This is a genomic window from Pseudomonas sp. FW305-3-2-15-E-TSA4 (genome assembly GCF_058787295.1).
This window is the reverse complement of record NZ_JBYSZP010000002.1, coordinates 327,778-352,977: the sequence shown is the minus strand read 5'-3', so window position 1 is coordinate 352,977 and position 25,200 is coordinate 327,778. Positions and strand designations below refer to the sequence as shown.

Annotated in this window: 26 protein-coding genes; 9 read left to right on the top strand and 17 right to left on the bottom strand. The window is 59.6% G+C overall.

Features of this window, described 5'->3' with window-relative positions:
- Positions 1-26: 26 nt before the first annotated feature.
- Positions 27-2,489: an autotransporter gene (locus AC3WMV_RS03980; RefSeq protein WP_103366990.1), complete on the bottom strand. Its 2,463-nt coding sequence runs from the start codon at positions 2,487-2,489 to the stop codon at positions 27-29.
- Positions 2,490-2,677: 188 nt separating this feature from the next.
- Here AC3WMV_RS03980 and acuI point away from each other — a divergent pair, with 188 nt between their 5' ends.
- Together acuI and AC3WMV_RS03970 are read left to right on the top strand one after the other, a co-directional pair.
- On the top strand, positions 2,678-3,661 hold the full coding sequence (gene acuI, locus AC3WMV_RS03975; RefSeq protein WP_103366991.1) for an acrylyl-CoA reductase (NADPH): 984 nt from the start codon (positions 2,678-2,680) through the stop codon (positions 3,659-3,661).
- Positions 3,662-3,722: 61 nt separating this feature from the next.
- Complete coding sequence (locus tag AC3WMV_RS03970; protein ID WP_103366992.1) at positions 3,723-4,181, top strand: GyrI-like domain-containing protein; 459 nt, start codon at positions 3,723-3,725, stop codon at positions 4,179-4,181.
- Here the strand turns inward: AC3WMV_RS03970 and ada are convergent.
- The 5 genes from ada to AC3WMV_RS03945 form a co-directional block, all read right to left on the bottom strand.
- The gene (gene ada, locus AC3WMV_RS03965) at positions 4,178-5,245 is read right to left on the bottom strand and encodes a bifunctional DNA-binding transcriptional regulator/O6-methylguanine-DNA methyltransferase Ada (protein WP_103366993.1); all 1,068 of its coding nucleotides are present in this window, start codon (positions 5,243-5,245) and stop codon (positions 4,178-4,180) included. The two genes, AC3WMV_RS03970 and ada, sit on opposite strands and share 4 nt — an antisense overlap.
- A gap of 86 nt (positions 5,246-5,331) precedes the next feature.
- The gene (gene alkB, locus AC3WMV_RS03960) at positions 5,332-5,997 is read right to left on the bottom strand and encodes a DNA oxidative demethylase AlkB (RefSeq protein ID WP_103367204.1); all 666 of its coding nucleotides are present in this window, start codon (positions 5,995-5,997) and stop codon (positions 5,332-5,334) included.
- Between the two features lie 5 nt (positions 5,998-6,002).
- Positions 6,003-6,713 carry a 2OG-Fe(II) oxygenase gene (locus AC3WMV_RS03955; RefSeq protein ID WP_103366994.1) on the bottom strand — a complete coding sequence of 237 codons (711 nt, stop codon included), beginning with the start codon at positions 6,711-6,713 and terminating at the stop codon, positions 6,003-6,005.
- A 94-nt stretch (positions 6,714-6,807) separates the two neighbouring features.
- Positions 6,808-6,978, bottom strand: a complete 171-nt coding sequence (locus AC3WMV_RS03950; protein WP_096796544.1) for a hypothetical protein — start codon at positions 6,976-6,978, stop codon at positions 6,808-6,810.
- Positions 6,979-7,008: 30 nt separating this feature from the next.
- Positions 7,009-7,311, bottom strand: coding sequence for a DUF1883 domain-containing protein (locus tag AC3WMV_RS03945; RefSeq protein WP_024164475.1), 303 nt, complete (start codon positions 7,309-7,311; stop codon positions 7,009-7,011).
- 212 nt (positions 7,312-7,523) lie between these two features.
- Between AC3WMV_RS03945 and AC3WMV_RS03940 the strand changes: the two genes are divergently transcribed.
- Positions 7,524-7,880: a hypothetical protein gene (locus AC3WMV_RS03940; RefSeq protein ID WP_027612690.1), complete on the top strand. Its 357-nt coding sequence runs from the start codon at positions 7,524-7,526 to the stop codon at positions 7,878-7,880.
- 72 nt (positions 7,881-7,952) lie between these two features.
- The gene (locus AC3WMV_RS03935) at positions 7,953-8,183 is read left to right on the top strand and encodes a hypothetical protein (RefSeq protein WP_027612691.1); all 231 of its coding nucleotides are present in this window, start codon (positions 7,953-7,955) and stop codon (positions 8,181-8,183) included.
- A gap of 3 nt (positions 8,184-8,186) precedes the next feature.
- On the opposite strand, the gene AC3WMV_RS03930 is transcribed toward AC3WMV_RS03935, so the two are convergent.
- Both AC3WMV_RS03930 and AC3WMV_RS03925 read right to left on the bottom strand, forming a co-directional pair.
- Positions 8,187-8,474 (bottom strand): hypothetical protein, encoded by a 288-nt coding sequence (locus AC3WMV_RS03930; protein ID WP_007964655.1) that lies wholly within the window; start codon positions 8,472-8,474, stop codon positions 8,187-8,189.
- 151 nt (positions 8,475-8,625) lie between these two features.
- Complete coding sequence (locus AC3WMV_RS03925) at positions 8,626-8,811, bottom strand: hypothetical protein (RefSeq protein ID WP_007964653.1); 186 nt, start codon at positions 8,809-8,811, stop codon at positions 8,626-8,628.
- A 258-nt stretch (positions 8,812-9,069) separates the two neighbouring features.
- Here AC3WMV_RS03925 and galU point away from each other — a divergent pair, with 258 nt between their 5' ends.
- Positions 9,070-9,909 (top strand): UTP--glucose-1-phosphate uridylyltransferase GalU, encoded by an 840-nt coding sequence (galU, locus tag AC3WMV_RS03920; RefSeq protein ID WP_007912230.1) that lies wholly within the window; start codon positions 9,070-9,072, stop codon positions 9,907-9,909.
- Positions 9,910-10,250: 341 nt separating this feature from the next.
- Here galU and AC3WMV_RS03915 read toward each other — a convergent pair whose 3' ends face one another.
- Positions 10,251-11,999, bottom strand: a complete 1,749-nt coding sequence (locus AC3WMV_RS03915) for a phosphoethanolamine transferase CptA (protein ID WP_103366995.1) — start codon at positions 11,997-11,999, stop codon at positions 10,251-10,253.
- A 199-nt stretch (positions 12,000-12,198) separates the two neighbouring features.
- Positions 12,199-12,381: a DUF6026 family protein gene (locus AC3WMV_RS03910; RefSeq protein ID WP_007964649.1), complete on the bottom strand. Its 183-nt coding sequence runs from the start codon at positions 12,379-12,381 to the stop codon at positions 12,199-12,201.
- 274 nt (positions 12,382-12,655) lie between these two features.
- On the opposite strand from AC3WMV_RS03910, the gene gnd reads away from it, so the two are divergent.
- Genes gnd through AC3WMV_RS03895 form a run of 3 tightly spaced genes read left to right on the top strand, consistent with a single transcriptional unit; the run spans position 12,656 to position 15,962 of the window.
- On the top strand, positions 12,656-13,636 hold the full coding sequence (gene gnd / locus AC3WMV_RS03905; protein WP_007964647.1) for a phosphogluconate dehydrogenase (NAD(+)-dependent, decarboxylating): 981 nt from the start codon (positions 12,656-12,658) through the stop codon (positions 13,634-13,636).
- Positions 13,633-15,156 (top strand): glucose-6-phosphate dehydrogenase, encoded by a 1,524-nt coding sequence (zwf, locus tag AC3WMV_RS03900; RefSeq protein WP_103366996.1) that lies wholly within the window; start codon positions 13,633-13,635, stop codon positions 15,154-15,156. Before gnd ends, zwf begins: the two co-directional genes overlap by 4 nt.
- Complete coding sequence (locus tag AC3WMV_RS03895; RefSeq protein WP_103366997.1) at positions 15,153-15,962, top strand: HAD family hydrolase; 810 nt, start codon at positions 15,153-15,155, stop codon at positions 15,960-15,962. The genes zwf and AC3WMV_RS03895 overlap by 4 nt, the downstream gene beginning before the upstream one ends.
- A 122-nt stretch (positions 15,963-16,084) precedes the next feature.
- Here the strand turns inward: AC3WMV_RS03895 and nhaB are convergent, their stop codons facing one another.
- The 3 genes from nhaB to AC3WMV_RS03880 all read right to left on the bottom strand — a co-directional run bounded on the left by nhaB (position 16,085) and on the right by AC3WMV_RS03880 (position 19,489).
- Entirely contained in the window at positions 16,085-17,587 is a 1,503-nt protein-coding gene (gene nhaB / locus AC3WMV_RS03890) for a sodium/proton antiporter NhaB (protein WP_096796548.1), read from the bottom strand.
- Between the two features lie 67 nt (positions 17,588-17,654).
- Complete coding sequence (locus AC3WMV_RS03885; protein ID WP_103366998.1) at positions 17,655-18,944, bottom strand: NHL repeat-containing protein; 1,290 nt, start codon at positions 18,942-18,944, stop codon at positions 17,655-17,657.
- 278 nt (positions 18,945-19,222) lie between these two features.
- Complete coding sequence (locus AC3WMV_RS03880) at positions 19,223-19,489, bottom strand: hypothetical protein (RefSeq protein ID WP_003225374.1); 267 nt, start codon at positions 19,487-19,489, stop codon at positions 19,223-19,225.
- A 346-nt stretch (positions 19,490-19,835) separates the two neighbouring features.
- Here AC3WMV_RS03880 and AC3WMV_RS03875 point away from each other — a divergent pair, with 346 nt between their 5' ends.
- Positions 19,836-21,161 (top strand): sigma-54 dependent transcriptional regulator, encoded by a 1,326-nt coding sequence (locus AC3WMV_RS03875; protein WP_027612698.1) that lies wholly within the window; start codon positions 19,836-19,838, stop codon positions 21,159-21,161.
- Between the two features lie 86 nt (positions 21,162-21,247).
- Here AC3WMV_RS03875 and fapF read toward each other — a convergent pair whose 3' ends face one another.
- From fapF to fapC, 4 genes are all read right to left on the bottom strand, one after another.
- Positions 21,248-22,570, bottom strand: a complete 1,323-nt coding sequence (gene fapF / locus AC3WMV_RS03870; RefSeq protein WP_096796550.1) for a fibril amyloid transporter FapF — start codon at positions 22,568-22,570, stop codon at positions 21,248-21,250.
- Between the two features lie 45 nt (positions 22,571-22,615).
- Entirely contained in the window at positions 22,616-23,362 is a 747-nt protein-coding gene (fapE, locus tag AC3WMV_RS03865) for a fibril amyloid subunit FapE (protein WP_103367205.1), read from the bottom strand.
- Between the two features lie 44 nt (positions 23,363-23,406).
- Complete coding sequence (gene fapD, locus AC3WMV_RS03860; protein ID WP_027612701.1) at positions 23,407-24,087, bottom strand: fibril amyloid maturation endopeptidase FapD; 681 nt, start codon at positions 24,085-24,087, stop codon at positions 23,407-23,409.
- A 63-nt stretch (positions 24,088-24,150) separates the two neighbouring features.
- Complete coding sequence (gene fapC / locus AC3WMV_RS03855; protein WP_007964628.1) at positions 24,151-25,152, bottom strand: amyloid-like fimbrin subunit FapC; 1,002 nt, start codon at positions 25,150-25,152, stop codon at positions 24,151-24,153.
- Between the last annotated feature and the right edge of the window lie 48 nt (positions 25,153-25,200).

Genomic DNA, 25,200 nt, shown 5'->3' with positions numbered 1-25,200 from the left:
GCCAGTCTGAATTTTCAATGCAGCCATCAGCGGCGATGAAAACCGCCGCCCCCGCCGCCCCCAAATGAGCGGTTCATGACTTGCGAGGAGTTGTGAAAGTTGTTGGTGCGCTGGTTGCCGAAGTTGCGCGCAGCAGACTCGCGATTGAGGTTCTGCAGTTGCACATTGTTGTTGACAGGCGCCGTGCGGGCCGGGCTGCCCTTGACCATCGATTGCCAGCCGTTGTCGGTTTTCTTGTAGACGTTGCCGTCGCGCCCGGCATAGACGTTGTCGCCAATCCGTGCGGCGCCGCCGTTGCGGCCTTTCACGCCGGCATACTGCGTGGTCTTGTCGGTGTTGGGGTTGTACACCGCGCCACGATTGGCGGTGACCTGGGTGCCGGTGCGAGCATTACCTGCGGTGACCCGGCCACCGGCGATGGCGCCACCATTCGGCCCGACCACTTCACCGCTGCGTCCAGCCGCGTAGTTGCCGGTGTAGGCGTTGTGCACCGCGCCGCGTTGGCCTGCTGCCGCAATGCCGGTGCGCGAGTTATAGGAGGAGCCAACCTGACCGGCCCAGCGATTGCCGGTCCAGGCGTTGTATCCGGCGCCATAGCGACTCACCGTCGCGCGATCCCCCCACTGACGATAAATGTTGCCGGTGGTGCCTGCCCAGCCACCGGGCCCCCAGGCCACAGCACCGCCACGATAGCCATAAGCGGCGCCGCCCCAGGCCAGTGGCGCGGGGTACAGGCGCGGGCCCCAGGCGTAACCCCAGCCATAATTGCCCCACCATGGATAAGCGCCCCAGCCCCAACCCATCGCCACGGTGTTGCCGCCCCAGCTCCAGCCGAAGCCGAAACCGAAGGTCCAGCCAGTCCACGGCGTATAGCGCATGGCGACGCCGAAACCGTAGGTCACCGGTGGCCCATACCAGACGCTGCCGACCCACGGCGTGTAAGGATAACCGGTGCCGTAGACCACCACGCCGGTGGCCGGATCCAGATTCGACCCTCGATAACCCGGGGTATAGCCGACCACCACGGTGTCGCCGCTGGACTCATAGACTTTGACGTAGGTGAGGTAATGCATCGGCGAACTCGGCGGGATCGAATAGATCACCGCCGGCACCGAACTGGCGACGCTCCATGGTCCGTTCACCGAGGTGGCGCTGAACCAGATACCGTTTTCCACCGCATACCAGTTGTCGTTGTCGACACGAATAATCGGCGTCGCGCTGTTGACCACGTACTGCAGGGATGTGCTGTTGATTGCCTTCAACTGCGGCTCGCCATCGAACTGCGGTGCGGTCATTTTCACTGCGCTTTTCTTGATCGACGAGGTTTGCGGGATGGTCGCCGCGATCGCGGCTTCCTTGGCCTGCGGCGTGCCGGCGACCGAGGCCTTGACGTTCTCTTTCGGGCTGTCGTCCGGGATGTTGGCGAAATCTGCCGGCAGTTTGTCCGCCGGGGTAAACGTCCATGGGCCGCGCATGTCGGCAGCGCGAAACCAGCGACCGGAAATCAGCACGTAACTGTTCTGGTCACCGATTTCCTTGAAGATGTGCCCGGTGGTGTTGCTCACGTAGAGCAGGCTGGTGCCCTGAATCGGTAGCCACTGCGGCGCGCCGTCGGTGACGATCAGCTCAGTGGGCGTGGTGGCGATGAAGATTTTCGGCTGCGGCGGTCTGGCCAGATTTGGCACCTTGTCTTTCGGATCACTCTGCCCGGTCAGCAGATCGACCTGACGGCTCTGGATCGCCGCCTGTTTGGCCTTCTCCAGATCGGCCGGTGGTGTGGTCAGACGGGTGTATTCGCCGCTGAGGCTGTCAGCGACCATCCAGCCATCGAACACGTGCAGGTAGTGCTTGCCCTCGGCGTCCTTGAGCAATAGCGGGCGGGTGTTGATCACCCGTTGCAGCGCGGTGCCATCGACCGCCCGGTACACGGCGTCGCCATCGATGTAGACGAGCAGCGCCGGGACGTCTGAACTGATGATCGTCGGCGGGGTGTTTTCCAGCGGCGCGCTGTCGGCTTTCTGCTCGGCCGACAGCACGCCGACGGCGGCTTCAAGTTGATCGAGGGAGATGGTTTTCTTGCGACTTTCGGCATCTTTCTGCAGCGCGCCGAGCCAGACGTCGGCCTGACTGGCGTCGGCAGGGAAGTCGGCCTTGATGATCTTGTACTGATCCAGTGCGACCCAGCGCGTGGCCTTGTCGACCAGCGTGTGCGCGCTGAACTGGACGATGCCGAAGGTGGGTTTGCCGTCGGCGCCGGTGGCTTCGACGGCAGCCCGGGCATTGAGGGTGTAGCCATCCCAGCTGTCGAGTTGCGGCTGGTACACGGTCAGTTTGGCCTTGTCGCTGGTGATCACTTGCGGCCACGTCGGCGCGCTCGGGGCAGCGTCGGCAGCAGCAGGTTTGCTGGCGGTAGCCGGGGCAGCCCAAGTGTTGCCAACCGTCAGCAGGCACAGCATCAGTATCGCAAGCAACGAGCGCGGGTAAGACATTGTCAGCTCCATCGACAGGGCCGCTTTCAGCAGGATGGCAGCGAAAGCACGGCCGTCGAAAAAGCATAGTCGCCCGCTCTGGAATTACTGGGCGGATTTGCGAATTGGCGCAAAGTCGGGTGGGGCAATGTGTTGCTTTGTGTTATTCCAGGGCACGAGTATTTGAATCCATTGATTGAGAGGCAGCCATGTTCAACGGCATTTTGATCGACAAAGACGACAGCGGATATCGCGCCAGCCTGCAGCAGATCAACGAAGCGCAGTTGCCTGAAGGCGACGTGACGGTGAAGGTCGCGTACAGCACGCTGAACTTCAAGGACGGTCTGGCGATTACTGGCAGCAGCCCTGTGGTGCGCAAGTTTCCGATGGTACCGGGGATCGACTTGGCGGGCACGGTCGAGGTCAGTTCGCATCCCGATTACCAGGTCGGTGATCAGGTGCTGCTCAACGGCTGGGGCGTGGGCGAAAGTCACTGGGGCGGATTGGCGCAGAAGGCGCGGCTCAATGGCGACTGGCTGATTCCGTTGCCCAAAGGCTTTACCGCCGCGCAAGCCATGGCCATTGGTACCGCCGGCTACACGGCGATGCTGTGCATTCTGGCGCTGGAGCGTAACGGCGTGTCCCCGGATCAGGGCGAAGTGCTGGTGACTGGCGCCAATGGCGGGGTGGGCAGTTTCGCCATCGCCTTGCTCAGCAAACTCGGTTATCGCGTGGTGGCGTCCACCGGCCGGGTGTCCGAGCATGAGTACCTGAAGCAACTGGGTGCCAGCGAGATCATCGATCGCGCAACTTTGTCTGAGCCGGGCAAGCCCTTGGCTAAGGAACGTTGGGCCGGGGTGATCGATTCGGTCGGCAGTCACACCCTGGCCAACGCTTGCGCCAGTACCCGCGCCGAGGGCACCGTCGCTGCCTGCGGTCTGGCTCAGGGCATGGATTTTCCGGCGTCGGTGGCGCCGTTCATTCTGCGCGGTGTGACCCTGGCCGGAATCAACAGCGTGACCCAGCCCAAGGCACGGCGGATCGAGGCCTGGGCGCGTCTGGCCAAGGATCTGGACTTCGCCCTGTTGCCAGTGATCAGTCACGAAATCGCCCTGAGCGAGGCCATCGATGCGGCACCTGAGCTGCTTGCCGGACAGCTTCGCGGCAGGGTTGTGGTCGACGTCAATCGCTGACAGAGTAGGCGTCATTGCGGCCCTGTGTGGCCGCACTTCTATACAGGGAGCCGCAATTTCGATGGATTTGAAACGACAGCAAATCGACGCCTTCACCGTTGCTGGCCTGCGGGTGCGCACCACCAACGCCGCAGAGCACCAACCCGAAACCGCGAAAATCGGCCCGATGTGGGGCCGGTTTTTCGGCGAGGAGTTGGCCGAATCCATTCCCGGCAAGTCAGCCCATTCGCCGATTTATGGCGTGTATTCGGCTTACGAGTCGGATGCTTCGGGTGCGTTTGACGTTACCGCTGGCGTTGCCGTGAATGCTTCAGTCAAAGACTTTGAGTCCGTGCGGATCGAAGCGGGCGAGTATCTGGTGTTCGAAGCGCAGGGGCCGTTGCCAGACGCGGTCATCTCGACCTGGGGAAAGATCTGGGACTTCTTTGCAGCCAATCCGCAGATTCAGCGCCGTTACGCTACCGACTTCGAGGCCTATACCGGCCCCGAGTCCGTGTCGGTCTACATCGGCGTGCGCTAAGACTGGGTTTCGCGTTCCAGCAACTGGCGCTTACGCTCTACGCCCCAGCGATACCCCGACAGATTGCCATCGCTGCGCACCACGCGATGGCAGGGGATTGCTACGGCCAGACGGTTGGCGCCGCAGGCTTGCGCCACGGCGCGCATGGAGGTCGGCGCGCCAATGCGCTGAGCGATTTCGGCGTAACTGGCGGTGCGACCCACTGGAATCTCCCGCAACGCCTGCCACACCCGCTCCTGGAACGCTGTGCCACGCACATCCAGTGGCAAGTCGAGGCCTAGCGCTGGCGCTTCGATGAAACCCACCACTTTGGCGATCAATTGCTCGAATCCGGCGTCGGCGCCAATCAGGTTTGCGTTGCGGAACTGATCCTGCAGATCGCACACCAGTTGATGCGGATCGTCGCCCAACAGAATCGCGCACACGCCGCGCTCACTCTGCGCCACCAGAATCGCCCCGAGCGAACATTGGCCAACGGCAAAATGAATGTCGTTGTTGCGACCGGCAGCGCGATAGTCACCGGGTTTCATGCCCAGTACCTTGTCGGCTGCCTCATAAAAGCGGCTGTTGGAATTGAATCCCGCGTCGTACAGCGCATCGGTCACCGTGCCGCCATCCGCGAGCCGTTCACGCACCCGGCGCGAACGATGCGCCGCCGCGTAACCCTTTGGTGTCAGGCCGGTTGCGGCCTTGAACACCCGATGAAAATGGAAAGGGCTGAGGCCGGCGGTTTCGGCGAGTTCATTGAGTGCGGGCACTGTTTCACTCGACTCGATCTGCCGACAGGCCATCGCCACGGTCGCGGCGTGCTGGCTGGCGACGTCAGTCTGATCTTTGCTTGTGCGTTTGCTTGGGCGGTAGCCCGCCGCTTCGGCAGCTTCGGCGCTGTCGAAAAATTCGACATTTTGCGGTTTGGGCAAACGTGAAAGGCTGCTGGGGCGGCAGTAGATGCCGGTGGTTTTCACCGCATAGACAAACTGCCCGTCGGCCCGCGGGTCCCGTGCAACGACGGCGGCCCAGCGTGGATCGGTTTCAACGTTGATGAGGGGCGAAAGCTTTTTCATGGCGAGTAGTCCGTTGACCTGTTTGATTCAGGTTAACCAGCGGCAATGTTGGTAACACTCCGGGCCTTGCGGTCAAACTTTTCAGTTCACCCGGCGACACGCAAGGTCAGGTTGATCCGGCGTTCGCCCAACTGCGGATGCCGCCCGGGTTTGATCGGCAGCACGCCGTGAAAGCGCAAGCGATCAACCCCGCCCCAGACCACCATATCGCCATGCAGCAGAGGAATGCGCTGGCTTTTGTCGCTACGGGCAAAACCACCGAACAGGAACATCGCCGGCAACCCCAATGACAGCGAAACGATCGGCGCCGCGTAGGCATTTTCGTCTTTGTCCTGATGCAAAGACATTTTCGCGCCGGGGACATATTGGTTGATCAGGCAGGAGTCTGGATGAAAGTCGGCAAATTCAGCGCGCTGTGCTGCTTTGCGCGCCAGTTCCGACAACACTTCTGGCATCGCCGGCCAGGGCTGGCCACTCAGCGGGTCGACGGTGCTGTAGCGATAACCGCTACGGTCGGTGATCCAGCCCAGGGTTCCGCAACTGCTGGTGCCCACCGACATGCTGAAACCGCCCGGGGTCATCATGTGGCGCAACGGTGCTACGGCGAGAATGGCTTCCAGCGCTGGCAATAGTTGATCGATCACCGGCAAAGCGAAGCCGCGCAACACCCACGATTGTTCGCCGATCTGCTCGGCGCGGGGTTGTTGCTCGGGTTCGTGGTCGGCGAACAGGTCGAAGGTGGTCGGGTGCATGGCGTTCATGATGCGTCGTGGAAGATGATGCCCAGAGTATGCCGATTTCCGCTGTGCAGGCGACTGACGCCGTGACGCATGGTCACTCGATAATCGCCGCGTGTGCCGCTGACCGGGCGCTGGTTGACCGCGAATATAACCGCGTCACCCTTGTGCAGATCCACGACGTGAGGGCGCGACTGCATGCGTGGACGCTGCTCGGTCAGAACGAACTCACCACCGGTAAAATCCTCTCCGGGCTGCGACAGAAGAATCGCCACTTGCAGTGGGAAAACCAGTTCTCCGTACAGATCCTGATGCAGGCAGTTGTAGTCCTGCGGGCCGTATTGCAACAGCAAGGGTGTCGGCCGCAGTTGGCCGGCAGCCTGACAGCGCTGCACAAACTCGGAATGGGTTGCGGGAAAGCGTACAGGCACATTCATGCGTTCGTACCAGCGGTTGGCCAGTGGCACCAGGCGCGGGTAAAACGCAGTGCGCAGACGTTCGATGGCTGTCGGCAGGGGATAGCTGAAGTACTTGTATTCCCCGCGACCGAAACCGTGGCGGGCCATGATGACCTGCGAACGAAACGGTTCGGTCTGCGAATACAGGGCGCTCAAGCGTTCACAGGTTTGCGCCGACAGCAACGAGCGGACGATGGCATAGCCATATTGATCCAGATGCTGTTCGAGGCTTGCCCAATCGAGCGCATCCAGCCGAGACGGGGACATTGACATGCTGACTCCTGAACCCTTTGGTCGAGGCTGTCAGTCTGGGCAAATCCCGGCGGCAGAACACTCCGCCGCTTGCGGTCGAATCCCGAGTGTTGCGTTACAGGGCTTTGCTCACGGCGATGTCGCTGATCACGTCTTCGGTGGTGCCATGGATGGCGTCCAGTGCGGCCTTGGCCTCTTCGACGGTGCCGTTTTCCAGTTGCGCGAACTCGAAACGGCGTTCACCGTTGAGCTTGTATTTGATGACGTATTTGGTCGTTTGGGCCACGGTCGTGCTTACCTTTGCGTTAGGGGCGACTCAGCTCAGTTTGGAGCTGGAGCGGCGGATGATCTTGATCGAGTGGGTCAGGGTCGGCTTGCGCGTGACGCTGATGGCGCGACGGTTGACGGTGTCGATGGTGATGTTCCAGAAACCGGTGCTCGGCGCGGTGATGCGTGCAGGAAACGTGTCGAAAGCGCCGCCGTGGTAGGTGTGGCGGCCGCCGTTCTTGAACGCGCGGAAGTTGGCGTCGTTCATCAAGCGGATGTTGCAGGTTTGCGAGCATTGGATGACGACGATGTCGTCTTCGTTGAGGTGCTCGCGCTGGTGAATGAATTTCATGGGCGCCTCCAGAAGGGCTTTTTCTACTAAATCAAAACGATAGCATGTGCGATTGGCGCAGTTTATCAGCCCGAACGGGTTATTATCCCGCCGTCGAGCGCTGCTTTGACAATTAAAAACAGTTATTCGCGATTCCATGCGGGTTTAATGGAGTAAGCCTCGGAGAAAAATGGCATTACTGCTGTCCGAGGGTCTTTATGGGAGGTATTTGTATGAAGTGGGGTGTGGTGTGTCTGCCGTTGATGTTGGTCGTGGGTGGTTGCGCGAGTGTTTCCGAAATCAACGAAACCTTGCCCACCATGAGCGTGATTTCCGGCAAGAAACCCCATGAGTATGCTCAGTGCCTGGCCGACAAGCTTGCCAACAGCCGCGGCGCGCTGCAGATGCAGCCGCACAAGGATGGCGTGCGAGTGATTGTTCCCGGGAAATTTTCCACCGGCGCGGCTGCGGTGTTTGATATCGAAGACCGTTCCGGCGGCAGCAGCATCAAGCTGCATGAGCGGATGTCCAATGTGCCGGTTCGTCCCCGTGACGTGCAAAACGCCGCCAATGCCTGTATTTCCGGCTGATAGAATAGCGTCCATCAGCACCGATGCCGTCACAGTCCTGCTGTGACGGCATTTTCATTTCTGGAGTCGCGCATGAAGCGAGAGCAAGTACGGGAACGGCATGCAGAGGGCCTTATCTCTGCCACGCATGTGATTCAGAACCCGGCGAACTCGGGCGAATGGATCGTGTTTTTCAAGAAGAGCGCCGGTCGCAGCTATTTTCTGGTGGACGATAACGACGAAGTCGAATCCTTTGCCCGGCTCGACGACCTGATCGAGATCGTGCGCGGGCTCGGGATCAAGTTCGCCGAGATCCACATGTAGGGTCTATTTGCAGACCACCACCACACTGCGGTTCTTGTAGTTGCCGACGTCGACCCCCAGGGTTTTGTCACTCTCCTTGGGCGCCGGCGTGCCGTCGGTACCGACGATGCGATAGCCGGTGCCCGCGCAGGAGGCGTCAGCCTTTTCGTAGCAGGTGGCCCAGGAGTTGGCTTCCCCGGAGCAGTCGATGCTCAAGCCCTGTTCGCCGTTGTTCAGGTAGGTGGTTTCCGAGGTGGCACAGCCACCGAGGGCCAATACCGCGATCAGCGGCAGCATTCTGTTCATGTTCATAAGTGTGTCGTCTTCAGCGAGGGAGGGGCTAAACGCTCTGACAGCGCCAGCATGAAAAGGTTATAGCGATTGGCCACTTGTTTTCATCATGCTGCGAGCGGCCACAAAAAAGCCCTGCACAAGGGCAGGGCTCGGCGCGTGTCGCAACAGATCAGTCCTGATCTTTGCCACGGCGTTTGGACGACGCAGGGGTGTCGGTGAATACCGACGCTACATCAGTCGCCAGTTGCTCGCTGTCGAAAGGACCGGCGATGTGTTCGCCATTGGTAGTGGTCAGGTTCCACTTGCCGTCTTTCTTGTCGATCACATACCCGTTGATGATTTTTACCGCGGCCATCTATCTGTCTCGTTCGCTGGTTCAAAGGCGCCATGATACCGACAAATCCTCACATTGGGGGATGATGAGCGTATGGTGATGCAGCGCATTTGCGTGTTTGAGCTACTCTGTTTTCGCGGGTCGAAGTCGCCAACGGAACTATCGGCGAGAATATTTCTCTATGTTGGCATCGGTTAGCCAGTGCGGGGCATTGTAAGGTGCACGCCGCCTGATTAGACTGCGCCGAAACTCGTACACACAGCCCTTTCAAGGACTTATATGATCAAGAAATGCTTGTTCCCAGCAGCCGGTTACGGTACTCGCTTCCTGCCAGCGACTAAAGCCATGCCCAAAGAAATGCTGCCGGTGGTAAACAAGCCACTGATCCAGTACGGCGTTGAAGAAGCTCTGGACGCTGGCCTGACTGAAATCTCGATCGTGACCGGTCGTGGCAAGCGCGCTCTGGAAGACCACTTCGACATCAGCTATGAGCTGGAAAACCAGATCAAGGGCACCGACAAGGAGAAATACCTGGTCGGCATCCGCAAGCTGCTGGACGAGTGCTCGTTCTCCTACACCCGTCAGACTGAAATGAAAGGTCTGGGCCACGCGATCCTCACCGGTCGTCCGCTGATCGGTGACGAGCCGTTCGCCGTGGTGCTGGCGGACGACTTGTGCGTCAACCTCGAAGGCGACGGCGTACTGACCCAGATGGTCAAGCTGTACAAGCAGTTCCGCTGCTCGATCATCGCCATTCAGGAAGTCGATCCGCAGGAAACCAGCAAGTATGGCGTGATCGCCGGCGAGATGATCCGCGACGACATCTACCGCGTACACAGCATGGTCGAGAAGCCAAAGCCGGAAGACGCGCCGTCGAACCTGGCGATCATCGGTCGTTACATCCTGACTCCGGACATCTTCGACTTGATCGAACAGACCGAGCCAGGCAAGGGCGGTGAAATCCAGATCACCGATGCCCTGATGAAGCAGGCCCAGAACGGCTGCGTCATGGCCTACAAGTTCAAGGGCAAGCGTTTTGACTGCGGTGGCGCTGAAGGCTACATCGAAGCGACCAACTTCTGCTTCGAGAACTTCTACAAGACCGGCAAGGCTTACTGATAGCGCCGGAACTGCATCGCGAAGGGTGTGAAAGCACCCAAGCGAATGTACCCACAAACGCCCCGACCTGTTCGGGGCGTTTGTTTTTGTGCTGGAAAAACCCTTGAGTCCGGCGGCGCGATTGACTGACGCCCTCTGAGCGCGCTGGCTGCTCTTTCAGGGAGGAGGGTACGTGCGAGCATGCTGGCTGCTCCGATTTCCCTCAGGCGGTACAGTAGAGCCCCATAAAGCGGGCTACCTGACCGCCCAAAACGAAAAAAGCTCCGTATCTTGCGATACGGAGCTTTTTCTTTATGCGTTACTCCGATTGCGATCTCTCGAAACCGGCGCCTTCCAGGCGGTTACTGCTGCACGACATTCGCTGCGGTGGGCTCGACCTTTTTCGGCTTCATCAGGCTGAAGTCGATCAGGGCGCGCTGCTCGCGTTCGTACGGGTTGCCGATCATCAGCGGACGCGGTTTGAAGCTGTCGCTGACCAGACTCTTGCTGCGGTCCAGTTCATCGAAACTCAAACCGGCCATGTCCGCCCAGGTGTGGATCAGGTGCGAGCTGCTGTACGGCCGGCCCAGGTCGGCGGCGAAGTTCCAGTCGTGGTTCTCGCGCCATTTCGGCGACGCCCAGGCCATGAACGGAATGGTGTACATCGGCGCGGTCGGTTTGTTCTCGTTACGGCCGAGGGTGTTGTGGCCGGCGGAGTCGAACACGTCTTCACCGTGGTCGGAGAGGTACAGCAGGAAGCCGTTCGGATCTGACTTGGCGTAGTCCTTGATCAGGCTCGACACCACGAAATCGTTGTACAGCACGGCGTTGTCGTAGCTGTTGTAGGTCGGCACCTGATCGTCACGCACACCGGCCGGCACGCCGGTACGGTCCTGGAACTTGTCGAAGGTCGGCGGATAACGGTACTGGTAGCTCATGTGAGTGCCGAGCAAGTGCACGACGATCAGCTTACGCTGCGCCGGGTCGGTCAGCGCTTTGTTGAACGGCTCGATCACGTCACCGTCGTACTGCGCGGCGTTCTGGTTGCGGTTGTTATTCAGGTACACCTGCTCGTCGGCCTGCTCGGAGAAGGTCGTGAGCATGGTGTTGCGTTTGGTCATGGTCTGCTGGTTGGTGATCCAGAAGGTCTTGTAACCGGCCTGTTTCATCATGCTGACCAGCGACGGCGTGGACAGGTACAGATCAGGGTTCTCTTCGTCGGCGAAGGTCAGGACCTGCTGCAGCGCTTCAATGGTGTAAGGGCGCGGGGTGATGACGTTGTCGAACACCGCGAGCTGATCCTTGAGCTTGTCCAGTTCCGGGGTGGTGTTGCGTCCATAGCCGTACAGGCTCATGCGCTGACGGTTGGTCGACTCGCCGATCACCAGCACCAGGGTCGACGGTTTATCTGCATCGGCCACCTTGAGGTTATGCAGCGGCGGCACCTTGCTCGCGCTGTGCAGCATGTCTTGCATGCCGGCCAGGGTGTCGAGGTAACGGTGGTAAGCCACCGCCATCTGCCAAGGCACGGCTGGCTCGATACGGTCTTCGAACTTCTCGAAACCGCCGGCGAAACTGCCGGTACGTTGGGTCTGTTTGATCAGCGGGTAGCCGACTACGGCGAAAACGATCGCGATCGCGGCCACGAACGCGCGGCCGCGGGGCATGTACACCGGGCGCAGGCGGGTCCACAGGAAGTAGGCGAAAGCGGTATGGGCGAGGAATGCCGGGATCATCCACCAGGCGAAGTACTGGGTCATATATTCGCCGGCTTCAGAGATGTTCGACTCGAACATGATGAAGATGACGCTTTGCGAGAATTCCTGCTGATAGATGAAGAAATAACCCAGGCTGGCCATCGAGCAGGCCCACAGGACTACGCCGATCAGCGCGGCCAGCAGTTTGGTGCGTTTGGGAAACGCCAGCATCGGGGCGAGCCACAGCGCGCTCATCACGAAGGCCTGACGGAAACCGCTGAAACCGGAGGTACCGGTCAGCTGAATCAACAGTTGGGTGATGCCCGAGAAATACCAGAAGAAAGCGAACAGCCAGAGAACCCCGGCCCAGTCGAAACCTGTCGCAGTCGTTTTGCTGCGTTTGAACAATGCCATTCAGCACTCCAGCTCATCGTCACTAACCACCGTCGGACCGCTACATCAAACCGACGAACGGAGGCCGCGCGCAAACGCACGGCCAGAATGGGCCGGAGTATCACCAAGGCAGTGTGAAAACTTCGTTAGTTGCTGATCAGGGGCAGGGGAGCATCATGTCGGGAACGACAGGCGCCGTTCCCGAAGCTGGCGGGGCAGGTCAGGCGTGCGGATGGCGCTGGACCACCGGCAGAGGTTTGGGCTGAGCGCCCTGGGTCAGCGAGCGCAGCTGCGCCAGCTCCTGCTTCAACTGGTCGCGCTCGTCTTTCAACTGGCGCAATTCATCGCGACGGATCGTGACGTACAGGGTTTGTGGCGGCATTGCTGTGTGTACTGTGCCCATTGCTCACCTCGCAAATGGCGTGTCTCAACTGCAAATCGTCCCCGCGTCGGGGCTACTGACTTGCTATCGGCGCCAATTTTGATTTCTTTTGCCCGTGAATGGAACTTTTTTATTTTTCATGGTCGGTGTGTCTTCGGCAGGATTCGGGGCGTTATCAGTCTGGATCGGGCACAATGCCCGGAAACTTCATCGCAACGCTCTGGACTAACCTCCATCAGTCGCGTTGGGCTATAACCAATGACACACATTTATTTGTAGTAAGGAGCATCAGCACATGCAACTCGGGATTATTGGACTGGGCCGCATGGGCGGCAATATTGCGCGACGTCTGATGCTCAACGGTCACACCACCGTTGTTTACGACCGCAATACCGCTTTCATCGATAACCTGGTCGCCGAGGGCTCCACCGGCGTTGCCGACCTGCCCGCTCTGGTGGCAGGCCTGGCCAAGCCACGTGCCGTATGGGTCATGTTGCCGGCCGGCGCGCCGACTGAAGACACCATCAACACTCTGAGCGACTTGCTGGAAGCCGGTGACACCATCATCGACGGCGGCAACACCAACTATAAGGATGACATTCGCCGGGCGAAAACCCTGGCCGAGAAGGGCCTGCACTACATCGACGTCGGTACCTCCGGCGGCGTCTGGGGCCTGGAGCGCGGCTACTGCATGATGATCGGCGGCGACGCCGAGACCGTGAACCGTCTGGACCCACTGTTCGCAGCGCTGGCGCCGGGCATGGGCAACATACCGCGCACCAAGGATCGCAAATCCGAGGATCACCGCGCCGAGCACGGATACATTCACGCCGGTCCTGCCGGTGCCGGGCACTTCGTGAAGATGATTCACAACGGCATCGAGTACGGCATGATGGCCGCCTTCGCAGAAGGCTTCGACATCCTCAAGACCAAGTCCAGCGAGCGTCTGCCGGAAGATCAGCGTTTCGACCTGAACGTGGCCGACATCGCCGAAGTCTGGCGCCGTGGCAGCGTGGTCTCGTCCTGGCTGCTCGACCTGACCGCCGACGCACTGGCCAGCGATCCGAAACTCGACGGCTTCTCCGGTTCGGTGGCTGACAGCGGCGAAGGTCAATGGACCATCGAAGCGGCCATGGAGCAGGCGGTGCCGGTTCCGGTGCTGTCCAACTCGCTGTTCTCGCGCTACCGCTCGCGCGGTCAGGGCACTTTTGGCGACAAGATTCTTTCGGCCCAGCGCTTCGGCTTCGGCGGCCACGTGGAGACACCGAAGAAATGACCCATACGATCCGCAGGAAATCCAAGGCAGAACCCGCACCACCGACCACGCTGTTTTTGTTCGGTGCCCACGGCGACCTGGTCAAGCGCTTGCTGATGCCGGCGCTGTACAACCTCAGTCGCGACGGCTTGCTTGACGAGAATCTGCGGATCGTCGGCGTTGACCACAACGCCATTACCGATGAGGCCTTCGCGCAAAAACTCGAAGACTTCATCCGTACCGAAGTGGCGGCGAAAGTCGGCAAGGGCGATCAGATGCTTGATCCGGCCTTGTGGGCCAAGCTCGCCAAAGGTATCAGCTACGTCCAGGGCGACTTCCTGGACGACAGCACCTATTCCGCGCTGGCGGCAAAAATTGCCGACAGCGGCACTGGCAATGCGGTGTTCTACCTGGCCACCGCGCCACGTTTCTTCAGTGAAGTGGTACGCCGTCTCGGCGCCGCCAAACTGCTGGAAGAAACCCCCGAAGCGTTCAGAAGGGTGGTGATCGAGAAACCGTTCGGTTCCGACCTGCACACTGCCGAAGCCTTGAACGCCTGCCTGCTCAAGGTCATGTCCGAGAAACAGATCTATCGGATCGACCATTATCTGGGCAAGGAAACCGTGCAGAACATTCTGGTCAGCCGGTTCTCCAACAGCTTGTTTGAAGCGTTCTGGAACAACCATTACATCGACCACGTGCAAATCACTGCGGCAGAAACCGTCGGCGTCGAAACCCGTGGCAGTTTTTACGAGCACACCGGTGCGCTGCGTGACATGGTGCCCAATCACCTGTTCCAGTTGCTGGCGATGGTCGCCATGGAACCGCCGGCCGCGTTCGGCGCTGACGCCGTGCGCGGCGAGAAGGCCAAAGTGGTCGGCGCGATCCGCCCGTGGAGCGTTGAAGAAGCGCGAGCCAATTCGGTACGCGGTCAGTACCGCGCCGGTGAAGTCGATGGCAAAGCGTTGAATGGCTATCGCCAGGAAGCCAACGTGGCGCCTGACAGCAACACCGAAACCTACGTCGCGCTGAAAGTCATGATCGACAACTGGCGCTGGGTCGGCGTGCCGTTCTACCTGCGTACCGGCAAGCGCATGAGCGTGCGCGACACCGAGATCGTCATCTGCTTCAAACCAGCGCCGTACGCACAGTTCCGTGACACCGAGGTCGACGAGTTGCAGCCGACCTATCTGCGCATCCAGATCCAGCCCAATGAAGGCATGTGGTTCGACCTGCTGGCCAAACGGCCAGGGCCGGCGTTGAACATGGCCAACATCGAGCTGGGTTTTGCCTACAAGGATTTCTTCGAGATGCAGCCGTCCACCGGCTACGAAACGCTGATCTACGACTGCCTGACCGGCGACCAGACGCTGTTCCAGCGCGCCGACAACATCGAGAACGGCTGGCGCGCGGTGCAGCCCTTCCTCGATGCCTGGCAACAGGATGCGAGTGTGCAGACTTACGCTGCCGGGGAAGACGGCCCGCAAGCCGCCAATGATCTGCTGACTCGCGATGGTCGCGTCTGGCATGGTCTGGGATGAGTGAGTCGATCCGTTTTTTACTGAGTGACATGGACGGCACGCTGTTGCTGCCCGATCACAGCCTGAGCCAGCGCACCATTGATGCCGTTCGTTCGCTGCGCGAGGCCGGCGTGTTGTTCAGCCTGGCCACCGGGCGCCCACCCAAAGCCATGCTGCAGCAGATCGAAGCCTTGGGTGTCGATCTGCCGACCGCCGCCTTCAATGGCGGCACCATCGTCAATCCGGATGGCAGTCTGTTGGTGGCGCATTACCTGCCGGTGCCGACCGCGCTGATTGCTCTGGCGTTGTTCGCTGACCAGCCGGATGTGGAGATCTGGGTGTTCAGCGGTGGCGACTGGTTGCTCAAGGATCCGCACGGGCCGATGGTGCCGCGCGAACAGCACGGCCTCGGTTATCCGCCGGTGGTGGTCGAGAGTTTCGAGCCGTACCTGGAGCGCATCGACAAGATCGTTGCCACCAGTAACAACACCGATCTGCTGATCGAGCTTGAGGCGCGCCTGTTAGCCAAAGTCAGCGGCATGGCTCAGGTTTCGCGTTCGCAACCGGTGTACCTGGACGTGACAGCGCTGGAGGCCAACAAGGGTACGGCACTGGCGACGATTGCCGCCCATCTGGGCATACCGCTGGAACAGACGGCAGCGATTGGCGACGGCGGCAACGACCCGGCGATGTTCCATTGCGCGGGATTGTCGATTGCCATGGGGCAGGCGGAAGAGGCGGTGAAGCGCCAGGCTGATGTCGTTACAGCCCCCAACACCGAAGACGGCGTGGCGCAGGCGATCGAGAAGTACATCCTCGGTCGCTGAACTCACCCCAAAAACAAATGTAGGAGTGAGCCTGCTCGCGATTGCAATGTATCAGTCACCATTTCTTGGGCTGACACACCGCTATCGCGAGCAGGCTCACTCCTACAGTTTATTCGGCGTAATTACAGCCAGTAGCTGACGGCGTACCAGCCCAGCAGGCCCATCACTACGGTGTACGGCAGCGCCATCCACACCATCCGCCCGTACGACAGGCGCACCAGCGGCGCAATCGCCGAAGTCAGCAGGAACAGGAACGCCGCCTGACCATTGGGCGTCGCCACGCTTGGCAGATTGGTACCGGTGTTGATCGCGATCGCCAGGGTCTCGAAATGCTCGCGGCTCATGTGCCCGGACAGGAAGGCCTGTTTCACTTCGGTGATGTAGATCGTGGCGACGAACACGTTATCGCTGATCGCCGAGAGCAGGCCGTTGGCGATGAACAGCATGCCCGGCTGTTGTTCCGCCGGCAGCGCCAGCACCCACTGGATCAACGGGGCGAACAGTTGCTGATCGTGAATCACCGCGACCACGGCAAAGAACACCACCAGCAATGCGGTGAACGGCATGGCGTCCTTGAACGCGCTGCCCAGACGATGCTCGTCGGTGATGCCGGTGAACGCGGTGATCAGCACGATCACCATCAGGCCGATCAGCCCGACCTCCGCGACGTGAAACGCCAGGCAGCCAATCAGGATCAATGCGGCAGCGCCTTGCACCAGCAGGGCGGCACGCTGACGCGGGGTGCGTTCGGCGTTGTCTTCGGCGGCGTAATTGGCCAGCACGGCGCGGACGTTGTCCGGCAGCAGGGTGCCGTAGCCAAACCAGCGCAGTTTTTCCAGCAGCACGCAGGTCACCAGACCCGCCGCCAGCACCGGCAACGAAACCGGCGCGACTTTCTGGAAAAACTCTGCGAAGTGCCAGCCCATTTCATGACCGATCAGCAGATTCTGCGGCTCACCCACCAGGGTGCAGACCCCGCCGAGTGCGGTGCCGACCGCGCCGTGCATCAGCAGGCTGCGCAGGAATGCGCGGAATTGCTCCAGGTCTTCATGGTGCAGGGCCGGCAGATGGCGGTCGTCGCTGAATTCGCTGTCCTGACGCGGATCATTGCCCGAGGCCACGCGGTGGTAGACCGAATAGAAGCCGACCGCCGCGCTGATGATCACCGCGGTTACGGTCAAGGCATCGAGAAACGCCGACAAAAAAGCTGAGAGAAAGCAGAACATCAGCGCCAGCAGCGCCTTGGAGCGCACGCCCAGCAGCAACCGTGAGAACAGAAACAGCAGCAGATCCTTCATGAAGTAGATGCCCGCGACCATGAACATCAGCAGCAGGATCACCGGGAAGTTGTGCACCAGTTCATCGTACAGGGCCTGTGGTGAGGTCATCTTCAGCAGCAGGGCTTCGATCAGCAACAAGCCACCGGGCATCAGCGGATAGCACTTGAGAGCCATGGCCAAAGTGAAAATGAACTCGATCACCAGCAGCCAGCCGGCGGCGACCGGGCCGACAGTGAACAGCACCACGGCGTTGAGGATCAGGAACCCGACGATGCACGCCTTGTACCAGCGGGGCGAATGCCCGAGGAAGTTATGCGCGAACGCCTGGGCCAGTGAACCGGACATCGGTTGCTCCTTGTATTAAGAAGCGCGCAAGTTGCCGCAAGTGCCTGGCAAGTTCAAGTCTGGAGAGTTATTGATTCAGATAGCGCGCGACCATGGCGCGGTAGTTGCCGTCGAGCGAGTAGCCGCCGACAAGAATTTTCCGGTCTGGCTGGATCGCGAGAGAGTTGGCGGTGTCCAGGCTGCGGCCCAGGCGCGTGCGTAACCAGCCGTGGCCGTTGCCGAAGCTTCGGTCGAGATGGCCGTCAGCTTTATAGCGAGCAACGATGAAGTCGGCCTCGACGCCGCCGATCGTTGCACCCACCGCCATGATCCGACCATCCGCCATGCGTTGCGCGGCGCTCCACTGGCAACCACTGGGGCCGATTTCCAGCAGATGCGGGTGGCCAGTGTCGTTGCGCCAGTCCGGGCGGCCGTTAGGGTGCAGGCTCAGCGCCAGGCAGCGGATCGGATCGCGACTGCTGCCAAAGCAGTGTAGATGTTCCTTCGACTCGATGACCTGGCTGACCATCGCGCTTTTGCCGTTGGCTTTGAAAGCCAGGAAGCCATCCACCGCGAAGCGTTCATCAAGACGCCCGTCAGGCAGATAGCGCGCCACCAGACCCTCTTGGGGAAAATCAATCGAGCCGGCGACGAGGATCCGCCCGTCCTCTTGCAATACGAGGCTGCTGAGCCACGTGTTGAGCAGCAAATGTCGAATCATCACGAAACCGCGCCCATTGAAGCTTTCATCGAGCGTCCCGTCTGGTGTCAGGCGGATCAGCATTCCGGCATGGTCGGCGAGTTCGAAGTGGTGATTGGCGATCAGCAGAATATGCCCGTCATCCTGCACGGCGATGTCACAGGCTTCAGCCCCCGGTACGCCGGGTGGCAGCCAGCAATCGCGGGAGCCGACGGACAGGTCGCCGGGCAGGCGCACCACTTTGCAGCCATTTTTACCAAAGTCCGGGTCGGGGGTTCCGTCAGCGCTGAACAGGGCCAGCGCAGGCAGGGTGCGATGGGTGTTTTGATAATGCAGCCCGGCCAGCAGGATTCGTCCGTCGGGCAACACCTGAACCTTGCCACCGGTGGCCTCAAAACCGCATTCGAACTCGCCAATCACGCTGCCTTGCTGGCCGAAAGCGAGGTCGGCCGAACCGTCTGCGAAGAGGCGTGCCAGACCAAACCGACTGCCTTGCGCAGTGCCGACTTTGGCGGCGACCAGCACGCGCCCCTGTCGATCCAGCGCAATACCCTGGGTCATGCTGGAAACACTGCCGGCGAAATACACCTGGGCAACGCCAGTGCTGGCAAATTGTTTGTCGAGTTGCCCGGAACTGTTGAGTAGTGCCGGGCGCGCAAAGGCGTTCTCGGGTGACATGCATGCCTCTCCTTGCAAGTTGACCAAGCCCGAATGGGCGGTAACTGCATGAGCGGAACATTCAATCCCTGAATACACGCAAGTTCAACTGACAGAACTAACAGGTGGAGGGTCGCACTGTGCCATAACAGTGTCTTTTTGAACCAAACGAAAGCCTGCCAAGCAGTGGCGCCTGGCAGCTTGAAGAAAGTTGTACAGAAGCATTGAAGATAAACAGCAGCGGATAACTAACAAAGAACAGAGCGGATGACGTGAAAGTCATCCGCATTAGCCTCTGATCAATGTGGCATCGACCACGATTGCAGCAGGTAACCTTCTTTGCTCAATTCGGCGCGGGCCTGTTGCAACAGCAGTTCCAGTTGCGCCGGATCGGAGTAGGCGCTGCTTGGAATCTGCTGGCGACCGATGTGCGAGTTGGTACGGTCGATGACGGTCAGGTTCAGTTCGCCATTGCCGTCTTGTGGGGCCCAGGCCACGCACTGAAAGGGTTTGAACGCGTGGTTGGCAATCAAAAGAGCTTCGTTGATACGGAGCGGGGCGGTCATTGGGGTCTTCTCTCTGTCGTGCCCAATCAAGTGATGTGCCGTCGGTTGGGCTTACCGTTCGGCTGGTTACTTGTACTGATGCACGCAACCCCGTGGCAGGTCACACACGAAACAGAGAAATTTCAACTTAATTGCTCAGGCTCAACATTCCGAACGTTTTTGAAAGCCTGGTGAAAGATAGCAACTCGATAGCTGACTAATAAACTTGCTTCTTATAACTCGTTAGCTTGTACACCTATAAGCAATCGATACAAGGCCCTGTCAATTTCTTGCTAATGTTACAGTCGGGTCTGCCAAATGACTGTTTTTACAATAATTTCCTTAAATTTGGCGCCAAGGAACAGTCATGATCGAAGCGCCTGCGTTACGACGTTTATTGGTGGTCGACCCGTGCGACGACTGTCACCGGTTATTACCTGGTTTGCGCTCGGTGGGATGGGATGTCGACAGTTGTAGCCTGGAAAATGCCGCCGATCGGACATGCGATGTCGGGCTGCTGCGACTGCAACCTTTTCACCTTGAACGTCCCGAAGCGGTCAAGGAACTGATCAGCCGTAGCGGCACCGAGTGGATCGCGGTGTTGAACCAGGAAGTCCTGCGGTTGCAGAACGTCGGTGACTTCGTCTGCGAATGGTTTTTCGATTTCCACACCTTGCCGTTCGATGTCTCACGGGTTCAGGTGACCCTGGGCCGCGCGTTCGGCATGGCGCGTTTGCGCGGGCAAGGCACGATTCACGTCGACCAGCCTGAACACGAGTTACTCGGCGACAGCAAGCCGATCCGCGAACTGCGCAAGTTATTGAGCAAACTGGCGCCGACCGAATCCCCGGTACTGATCCGGGGCGAAAGCGGCACCGGTAAAGAACTGGTGGCACGCACGCTGCACCGCCAGTCCCAACGCCACAGCAAGCCATTCGTGGCGATCAATTGCGGGGCGATTCCCGAACATTTGATTCAGTCCGAACTGTTTGGCCACGAGAAAGGTGCGTTCACCGGTGCGCATCAGCGCAAGGTCGGGCGCATCGAGGCCGCGAATGGTGGCACGCTTTTTCTCGATGAAATCGGGGATCTGCCGCTGGAATTGCAGGCCAATCTGCTGCGTTTTCTGCAGGAGAAACACATCGAGCGCGTGGGTGGCAGCCAGCCGATCCCGGTGGATGTTCGCGTGCTGGCGGCCACCCACGTCGACCTCGAAGCGGCGATCGAGAAAAAGCGTTTTCGCGAAGACCTGTATTACCGCCTCAATGTGCTGCAAGTGGTGACCGCGCCATTGCGCGAGCGCCACGGTGATCTGTCGATGCTGGCCAACCATTTCTCGCACTTCTACAGCCACGAAACCGGGCGCCGCCCGCGCAGCTTCAGTGAGGATGCGTTGATTGCCATGGGCAAGCACGACTGGCCGGGCAATGTGCGGGAACTGGCCAACCGCGTGCGACGGGGCCTGGTGTTGGCAGAAGGCCGACAGATCGAAGCCCGGGATCTGGGATTACTCAGCCAGCACACGATTTCGACGCCGATGGGTACGCTGGAAGACTACAAGACCCGCGCCGAACGCCAGGCGCTGTGCGATGTATTGAACCGCCACAGCGACAACCTGAGTGTCGCGGCAAAAGTGCTGGGAGTGTCGCGGCCGACGTTTTATCGCCTGCTGCATAAGCATCAGATTCGCTAGAGAACAAAGCTCAAAAGATCGCAGCCTGCGGCAGCTCCTACAGGGATTACCTCTGTAGGAGTTGCCGCAGGCTGCGATCTTTTGCTTTAGAAGTAGTACGGGAATTTCAGGCTGAAGGAGAAGTCCGGGGCATCGTCGGTCATGCCGATCGACAGGTTGGGCACGATGGTCAGGTTATCCGTGGCGGCAATGGTCATGCCGACGTTGAAGTAACCGGCGTTGGCGTCACTGGACACCACCGATTGCCAATCACCGCCATCCTGTTTCAGCTTGCTCTTGCGCTGCACCAGGTCAGACACCGAGAACGACATACTCATCTTTTCGTTCAGAGCGAACGCAATACCGGCGCCGATCTGGAAGCTGTCGCCAATCTTTACCTTGCCCGGGTTTTTCTGGTTGACGGTCGAACTGATGTCGTCGAACGACTCCTCCAGGTTGTGGGTGTAGGACAGGCTGCCGAACAGCACCGCCGGGTCGAACGTCTTGACCAGCGAAACCCCGGGTGTGATCGACCAGACACCGTTACCGGTTGGCAGCGTGTCAGGCACGAACAGGTTGGAGTTGGCGTCGGTCTGGCGCAGTTTGATGCCGAACGGATCCTTGCCGGTTGGCGCCTTGACCCGCAGGGTGACCACGGCGTCCGGCGTGTTGACCGACTCGTCGAGGAACTTGTACGCGATGCCGAAGTTGACGTCGCCGAGGGTTGGATCACGCGAAACATCCTGTTCCGTCGTGACGTTGGATGCACCACCGTTGCCGCCGCCGGACTGGTAGGTCGATTCGCGGTAAACCACCGGCACGTTCACGTCGAACTGCCAACGGTTGTCGAAGTTGTAGCGCCCGGTCAGGTCCAGCGTCCAGGTGTCGGCCTTGATCCGGTCGAGGTTGATGTTGCCCAGAAAGATCGAGTCCAGCGCGAGGAAGCCGTTGAGGATCAGTTGCCGGGTGTCGTAACGCGAGTAGGTCACACCGGTTTCAAAGCTGAATTTGCCGCCGCCGAAGAAGCCGCTGGCCTCGTCGTAGAGGTTGGACACACTCTGGGCCGGTTGCGAGTCGTCGGCCAGCGACTGGCCGTAAGAAGCGCCACTACCCCCGGCCGCGCCCCCCGACGCTGCTGCGGCACCGGTACCAGGCGCTCCGGTACTGGTAGCGACTTTTGGATTGCCTTTCATGTCAGACGGCGACTTGGCCAGGCGTTTGGGTTGCGGGGCTGCCGGTTGGTCCTCGACCTGACGGACCCGTTGTTCGAGCACCGCCAGGGCCTTTTGTTGTACTTCGTATCGTTGCTTCAGCTCCAGAAGTTCCTGTTTCAGGGTCTCCACATCTGCGTCGGGTGCTGCTTGCAGCATCGCCGCAGGTAGAAGAGTACTCAGACATACAGCGGCACGCAGTGATACTGATCGATACATGAATAAGCCGTCCCTTTAAGCCCAATGATCGAGACTCAGCGTAGTTCAATATCCGATATTGCGTAGTGCCCTGAGTTGAGTCAGGTTGCAGTCCAGTGCGCCGGGGCTGATGCCGTTATTGTTAAGCACAACATTGAGTTGGGTCATGTTGTTGACCACGTTGGCGCTGCCCAGCAGGCGAGTGTTCTGCAGCAGGCCACCCTGAGCGACCTGTTGCAGGGCGGTGCCCTGATTTCCCGAAGCCTGAATCGCCATTTGCACACCACCGCTGCTGGCCGAAACGGCGACACTGCCGGCGGCATTGCTGGCCCCGATGGTCTGCCCGGCCATCAGCGCCTGGCCTTGTGCGGGTGCCAGCGGAGGAGGGGTGTTGGCTTCTTTTACATTGATGGCCACATTGTTGCTGGCGGTGTTGCCGTCGCCGGCGGCGCGTACGCTTTGGGTCACGCCCTGGCTGCTGTTGAGTGCCGCGCCACCAATGACATTGCCAGTGCCCGGAGTCGGGGTGCTGCCGTTGCCCTGTTCCTTGATGGTCGAGACATAGAATTCCGGTTTGATCGTGGCGGCCTGGATTTGCATCGACGTCGCAGCGCCGATCAGATCACCGCTGGCGTTGCGCCAGGTACTGCTCATGACAATGCCGAAGCTGATGATCCGCCCCGGCATGACGTAACGACCACGAAGCTGGGACAGCTCCTGATCCTGAACTTCGATGGGTTTGAATCCTGCATTGGCATAGCCTGACGCGCTCGCTGCCAGGCAGGCGGCGGCCAGCCAGTATGAGGTTTTCATCTGCTGCTCCCGGGACATCCAGCCCCATTCTTTATAATCGGCGATTAAAAGAAGTCGCTCTGTATGAACCCGAAGTCCATCAATTCGGCATCTCTGACAGGGTTGAAGTTATCCAGCTTGTTCTTCGCGGTCAGCGGGGTCGGCGGCATGCGCAATGCATTGGTTTTGTCATAACCGGGGCCGACGATGGCGAAGACGATGCCGTTCCAACCTTTGACAAAGTCATCATGGGCGTAGCGTTTATGGCCTAAGACGGGATCTCCGATATAAACCCAATCCTTGTCCGAACGCTGCAGCACCACGAAATGCTTGTAGCCGCGAATTTCCATCAGTACCACCACCGGGATGGTTACGTCGTCGAGTTTATCCGGTGGAATCTTGTAGCCCCTGGCGCGCATGCCGATGCTTTCTATGTAGCGTTTCATGTCCAGCATGGAAAAACCTTGAGTACGCACAAGGTCCTGGTCAGCGTTGACCAGCATGCCTTTGATGATGTGCTCTTCATCGACGTCGAGCCAATAAGCCTGGCGCAGTACCGTGGCCAGCGCGGCGGCGCCGCAGCTGAAATCGGTTTTTTGTTCGACGATGTCGGCAAACTTGCGTTCACGAATGCTTTGCACGTTCTTGTAGACGAGTACGCCGCCGGGCAGGGCAGCGACGGGCATCTGGGCAGCCTGGGTCAGGCCGGACAGGCAAAGCAGGGCGATAAAGGCAGTCTTACGCATGATCGATACGCCTTTGCGGACTGAGGAAAAGCCCCGTTTCCGGGGCTTTCGTTTCGATCGCGATTACATGCAGGCTTTGCAACCTGCAGCGATGGACAGCGAGTTGCTTTGTTGGTTGCCAACACCGGCGGCGTTGTTGTAACCAGCGTTACCGGAGAAGTTGTTACCAACGTTCGAGATGTTCGCGTTGTTGGTCACAGGGTTTTTCCAGCCATCAGGGGTCAGCACTTGTTGAGTGGTGACGCCAGCCAGGCCGAAGACACCGACAGCTTCGAAGGTGGCTTTCTGATCTTTGCTGCCGCCGTTACCGCCATGGCCGCGATCGTTGTCGCCATAGCCGCCACCGCCGTGGCCTTTATCACCTTCGATGGTAGCCTTGCCAACGGCAGCGAACGCGCCGACGGCGGCCACGGTGCCGGTGAGGGTATCTTTTTTGTAGGTTTGAGTGCCGTTATTGGACACAGTCAGGCCAGTGGAGCTTTGGTTCGCAGCAGCAGCAGCGTTAGCTACACGACCACCCGATACAGCAATAGCCAGGTTGTTTTTCTGTTGGTTGAAGTTGCCGGCACTGTTGTTCACGCCAATGTTGCCGGAACCGCCGTTACCCACGTTGTTGAGGTTGGCGTTGTTGGTTGTCGAGTAGTTGGCAACCGCGTTGTTGTTGTTGACCTGAGTGGCGCTGGAGACCGATACCGCGCTGCCGAAGATAAAGCTTTCGTCGGCAGTCGCCAGTGCAGCAGCGTTGTCTTGCTGGTTGCCATCGCCGGCGGTGTTGTTCATGCCGACGTTGCCGTTGGTGCCATTAGCCGAGTTATTGACGTTGGCATCGTTTTTGGTGCCTTGGTTGCCCACCAGGTTGCCATCGCTGTTCTGCGTGTCGAGTACGGCAGCCCCGGCGCCGGCTCCGATTTGCAGAAGTTGTTCCAGGGTAGGGCCTTTGGGTTCATGGTTGCCATGGCCATTGCCGTGCCCGTTACCATGATCATTGCCGCCTGCCTGAGCCGCCATTGCCATTACTGCTGCAAGTGCGAAAACCAGTGGTTTGAGAGCCATTGTAGGTTTCATGGTGTTTCTCCATCGTGCTTATTAGTTGGTTAAGTGTTGGTACTTTCT

Bases quoted from the DNA above. Each gene is read 5' to 3' on its own strand.
- AC3WMV_RS03980 (WP_103366990.1), bottom strand. From the start codon at position 2,489: ATGTCTTACCCGCGCTCGTTGCTTGCGATACTGATGCTGTGCCTGCTG.
- acuI (WP_103366991.1), top strand. From the start codon at position 2,678: ATGTTCAACGGCATTTTGATCGACAAAGACGACAGCGGATATCGCGCC.
- AC3WMV_RS03970 (WP_103366992.1), top strand. From the start codon at position 3,723: ATGGATTTGAAACGACAGCAAATCGACGCCTTCACCGTTGCTGGCCTG.
- ada (WP_103366993.1), bottom strand. From the start codon at position 5,245: ATGAAAAAGCTTTCGCCCCTCATCAACGTTGAAACCGATCCACGCTGG.
- alkB (WP_103367204.1), bottom strand. From the start codon at position 5,997: ATGCACCCGACCACCTTCGACCTGTTCGCCGACCACGAACCCGAGCAA.
- AC3WMV_RS03955 (WP_103366994.1), bottom strand. From the start codon at position 6,713: ATGTCAATGTCCCCGTCTCGGCTGGATGCGCTCGATTGGGCAAGCCTC.
- AC3WMV_RS03945 (WP_024164475.1), bottom strand. From the start codon at position 7,311: ATGAAATTCATTCACCAGCGCGAGCACCTCAACGAAGACGACATCGTC.
- AC3WMV_RS03940 (WP_027612690.1), top strand. From the start codon at position 7,524: ATGAAGTGGGGTGTGGTGTGTCTGCCGTTGATGTTGGTCGTGGGTGGT.
- AC3WMV_RS03935 (WP_027612691.1), top strand. From the start codon at position 7,953: ATGAAGCGAGAGCAAGTACGGGAACGGCATGCAGAGGGCCTTATCTCT.
- AC3WMV_RS03930 (WP_007964655.1), bottom strand. From the start codon at position 8,474: ATGAACATGAACAGAATGCTGCCGCTGATCGCGGTATTGGCCCTCGGT.
- AC3WMV_RS03925 (WP_007964653.1), bottom strand. From the start codon at position 8,811: ATGGCCGCGGTAAAAATCATCAACGGGTATGTGATCGACAAGAAAGAC.
- galU (WP_007912230.1), top strand. From the start codon at position 9,070: ATGATCAAGAAATGCTTGTTCCCAGCAGCCGGTTACGGTACTCGCTTC.
- AC3WMV_RS03915 (WP_103366995.1), bottom strand. From the start codon at position 11,999: ATGGCATTGTTCAAACGCAGCAAAACGACTGCGACAGGTTTCGACTGG.
- AC3WMV_RS03910 (WP_007964649.1), bottom strand. From the start codon at position 12,381: ATGGGCACAGTACACACAGCAATGCCGCCACAAACCCTGTACGTCACG.
- gnd (WP_007964647.1), top strand. From the start codon at position 12,656: ATGCAACTCGGGATTATTGGACTGGGCCGCATGGGCGGCAATATTGCG.
- zwf (WP_103366996.1), top strand. From the start codon at position 13,633: ATGACCCATACGATCCGCAGGAAATCCAAGGCAGAACCCGCACCACCG.
- AC3WMV_RS03895 (WP_103366997.1), top strand. From the start codon at position 15,153: ATGAGTGAGTCGATCCGTTTTTTACTGAGTGACATGGACGGCACGCTG.
- nhaB (WP_096796548.1), bottom strand. From the start codon at position 17,587: ATGTCCGGTTCACTGGCCCAGGCGTTCGCGCATAACTTCCTCGGGCAT.
- AC3WMV_RS03885 (WP_103366998.1), bottom strand. From the start codon at position 18,944: ATGTCACCCGAGAACGCCTTTGCGCGCCCGGCACTACTCAACAGTTCC.
- AC3WMV_RS03880 (WP_003225374.1), bottom strand. From the start codon at position 19,489: ATGACCGCCCCGCTCCGTATCAACGAAGCTCTTTTGATTGCCAACCAC.
- AC3WMV_RS03875 (WP_027612698.1), top strand. From the start codon at position 19,836: ATGATCGAAGCGCCTGCGTTACGACGTTTATTGGTGGTCGACCCGTGC.
- fapF (WP_096796550.1), bottom strand. From the start codon at position 22,570: ATGTATCGATCAGTATCACTGCGTGCCGCTGTATGTCTGAGTACTCTT.
- fapE (WP_103367205.1), bottom strand. From the start codon at position 23,362: ATGAAAACCTCATACTGGCTGGCCGCCGCCTGCCTGGCAGCGAGCGCG.
- fapD (WP_027612701.1), bottom strand. From the start codon at position 24,087: ATGCGTAAGACTGCCTTTATCGCCCTGCTTTGCCTGTCCGGCCTGACC.
- fapC (WP_007964628.1), bottom strand. From the start codon at position 25,152: ATGAAACCTACAATGGCTCTCAAACCACTGGTTTTCGCACTTGCAGCA.